This is a genomic window from Streptomyces beijiangensis, assembly GCF_017315755.1.
GTDB lineage: Bacteria > Actinomycetota > Actinomycetes > Streptomycetales > Streptomycetaceae > Streptomyces > Streptomyces beijiangensis.
In genome coordinates, this window is the sequence record NZ_JAFLRJ010000361.1 from 1 (window position 1) to 3,443 (window position 3,443).

Here is a 3,443-nt window from a genome sequence, read left to right on the forward strand (position 1 = left end):
CATGGGCTCGCGGGGCGGCGGGCGGCGCAGGGCGCGCCTGCCTCCGCCGGGGAGGTTGCGGCCGGGATCGCCGGGGCTTGGCGGGATGTGTGCGGGTAGCGGGTGCGGGGTGGGTCTGGGGACGCGGAGGCATTCCCCGATCCCGCTCCCCGGTCCCTCCGCTCACCTCTTGGCCAGGCCTGACAAACTGACGGGCGTTGCCGTCAGAAGATCCAGGAGCCTCAGGTGTCCGAGAACAATCCCTACGCCAAGCCCCCGCAGGACGGTGACGGCCAGCAGCCGCCCCAGGGGCAGCAGCCCCAGGACCAGCCGCCGCCCGGTCACGGATACCCGCAGCAGGGGCCCGGCGCCCCCTGGCAGGGGTACGGCGGCCCTCCGACCGGTCACTACCCGCCCCCGCCCGGCACCTACACCGGCGACCCTGCCGCCCCGTACGGCTACGACATCCACGGCCGCCCGTACTCCGACAAGCAGAAGCTCGTCGCCGGTCTTCTCCAGATCTTCGTCGGGGGCCTGGGCGTCGGCCGCTTCTACACCGGCCACTACGGCATCGCCGTCGCCCAGCTCCTCACCTGCGGCGGCCTCGGTGTGTGGGCGCTGATCGACGGCATCCTCTTCCTGACCAGCAACGACCGTACGGATTCCCAGGGCCGGATCCTGCGTGCCTGAGCGGTTCCGCCTCCTGCGCCACCCGACGACAGCCCCCCTCGGGGTGCTCGTCGCCGGGTGCGCGGGTGCCTTCTGGCTCTACGGACACAACCCGCACGAGCCGGGACACCTCCTGCCCCGCTGTCCCTTCAACTGGGCAACCGGTCTGCTCTGCCCCGCCTGCGGCGGCACGCGCATGGTGTACGACCTGATGCACGGCAACCCGGCCGCGGCGTTCCACGACAATGCCGCCCTGTTCCTCCTCGGCCTCCCGGCCGCCGCCTGCCTCGGCATCCGCTGGCTCTCCGAGGGGCTGCGGGGCCGCCGCTACCGGCTCATCCTCGGCCGGCACGGGCAGGCAGCGGTCCTGACGACGGCCGTGCTCTGGGCAATCGCCCGCAACCTGACGTTCTGACCCGTCGTGGGCAGTCACCGCTCCGCGAGCCCGCGAGCTGAGCTCTGAGACACTGGGCCCGATGACTGAGACACCACCCCCCATGCGAGCGCGCGCCGAGATCGACCTCGGCGCCCTGCGCGCCAACGTCCTTGCCCTGCGCGCCCGTGCACCCCGTGCCCAGCTGATGGCCGTGGTGAAGGCGGACGCGTACGGGCACGGAATGGTGCCGTGCGCCGCTGCCGCCCGCCAGGCCGGCGCGGAGTGGCTGGGGACCGCGACCCCCGAAGAGGCGCTCGCGCTGCGCGCCGCCGGGATCGGCGGCCGGATCCTGTGCTGGCTCTGGACGCCCGGCGGTCCGTGGCGCCAGGCCGTCGAGGCCGACGTGGATGTGTCGGTCAGCGGCCTGTGGGCCCTCGCAGAGGTACGGGAAGCAGCCGCGGCCGCCGGACTGACGGCCCGCATCCAGCTCAAGGCCGACACCGGTCTCGGCCGCAACGGCTGCCAGCCCGCCGACTGGCCCGAGCTGGTGGGCGCGGCCCTGGAGGCCGAGCGGGACGGGCTGGTCAAGGTCACCGGGCTGTGGTCGCACTACGCGTGCGCTGACGAGCCGGGACATCCGTCGATCGCCGCGCAGACCGCGCGGTTCGAAGAGGCGCTGGAGTACGCGGAGAAGGCCGGCATCCGGCCCGAGGTGCGGCACATCGCCAATTCGCCCGCGGTGCTGACGCTCCCGGACACGCAGTACGACCTGGTGCGCCCCGGTGTCGCGATGTACGGGATCTCGCCCGTCCCGCAGCTGGGCAGCGCCGCCGACTTCGGTCTGCGTCCCGTGATGACGCTGAGCGCGCGGCTCGCGCTCGTGAAGCACGTACCGAAGGGTCACGGCGTCAGTTACGGGCATCACTACATCACCCCCGCCGACACCACCCTGGGGCTGGTGCCCCTGGGGTACGCGGACGGCGTTCCGCGCCATGCGTCGGGCAAGGGCCCGGTGCTCGTCGCGGGGAAGTGGCGGCGCGTCGCGGGACGCGTGGCCATGGACCAGTTCGTCGTCGACCTGGCGGGCGACACGCCCGGTGCGGGTGCGGAGGCCGTGCTGTTCGGGCCCGGCGACCGGGGCGAACCGACCGCCGAGGACTGGGCGGTGGCGGCCGACACGATTGCGTACGAGATTGTCACCCGCATCGGTGCGCGGGTTCCGCGCGTCTATGTGAATGAGTTGGGCGACGACTAGTCGAGTAGGAGCGCGGCACGGTGAGCGAGACCAGCGGGGATTTGGGTGCCACCTGGCGCAGGGCCGGTGGCATCGCCGGAGCGGCCGTGGGTGTGCTGGCGGCCGGAGCGGCGGCGGGCGTCGCCGTGGAGCGGCTGACCGTCGGGCGCGGGATGCGGAAGAAGGCGCGGCTCGCGCTGGACGCGTCGGGGCCGTACGGATCGCTGCGCGGGATGCCGGGGCGGGCCGTCGCCGACGACGGGACCGAGATCTACTACGAGGCCGACGAGGTCGAACCGGACGGGAACGGCTCGCGCAAGCGGCGGCTCTTCGGGCGGAAGGCCCCGGCGCCGGTGACGGTCGTCTTCAGCCATGGGTACTGCCTGAACCAGGATTCGTGGCACTTTCAGCGGGCTGCGTTGAGGGGTGTCGTACGGACCGTGCACTGGGACCAGCGCAGCCACGGGCGCTCCGAGCGGGGGCGTGCGCAGGTGGCGGGGCAGCCTGTCTCGATTGATCAGCTGGGGCGCGATCTGAAGGCTGTCATCGATGCGGCCGCTCCCGAGGGGCCGCTGGTGCTGGTGGGGCACTCGATGGGCGGGATGACCGTGATGGCACTGGGGGAGCAGTTCCCTGAGGTCGTACGGGAGCGGGTGGTGGGGGTCGCCTTTGTCGGGACGTCCTGCGGGAAGCTCGGCGAGGTGAACTTCGGGCTGCCGGTGGCGGGCGTGAACGCGGTGCGGAGGGTGCTGCCCGGTGTGCTGAAGGCGCTCGGGTCGCAGGCGGAGCTGGTGGAGAAGGGGCGGCGGGCCACCGCTGATCTCTTCGCCGGGCTGATCAAGCGGTACTCGTTCGGGTCGCGGGACGTCGATCCGGCGGTGGCGCGGTTCGCCGAGCGGCTGATCGAGGGGACTCCGATCGATGTCGTCGCGGAGTTCTATCCGGCGTTCACCGAGCACGACAAGGCGGATGCGCTGCAGATCTTCGCGGAGGTGCCGGTGCTGGTGCTGGCCGGGGACCGGGATCTGGTGACGCCCAGTTCGCACAGCGAGGAGATCGCGGAGCTGCTGCCCGAGGCGGAGCTGGTGATCGTGCCGGACGGGGGGCATCTGGTGATGCTGGAGCATCCGGAGGCGGTGATGGACCGGATCGCGGATCTGTTGGCGCGGGTGGGGGCGGTGCCGG

At 72.5% G+C, this 3,443-nt stretch carries 4 protein-coding genes; all 4 read left to right on the forward strand.

Annotated elements, in window-relative coordinates; translation table 11 throughout:
- Positions 1 to 225 precede the first annotated feature (225 nt).
- A complete protein-coding gene (locus J0695_RS30850) occupies positions 226 to 669 on the forward strand; it encodes a TM2 domain-containing protein (protein WP_206967610.1) in 444 nt (147 codons plus the stop codon).
- Positions 662 to 1,063 (forward strand): DUF2752 domain-containing protein, encoded by a 402-nt coding sequence (locus J0695_RS30855; RefSeq protein ID WP_206967612.1) that lies wholly within the window; start codon positions 662 to 664, stop codon positions 1,061 to 1,063. The genes J0695_RS30850 and J0695_RS30855 overlap by 8 nt, the downstream gene beginning before the upstream one ends.
- A gap of 61 nt (positions 1,064 to 1,124) precedes the next feature.
- On the forward strand, positions 1,125 to 2,279 hold the full coding sequence (gene alr, locus J0695_RS30860) for an alanine racemase (RefSeq protein WP_206967614.1): 1,155 nt from the start codon (positions 1,125 to 1,127) through the stop codon (positions 2,277 to 2,279).
- 20 nt (positions 2,280 to 2,299) lie between these two features.
- On the forward strand, positions 2,300 to 3,443 hold a 1,144-nt coding region (locus J0695_RS30865), incomplete at its 3' end, for an alpha/beta fold hydrolase (RefSeq protein ID WP_206967616.1).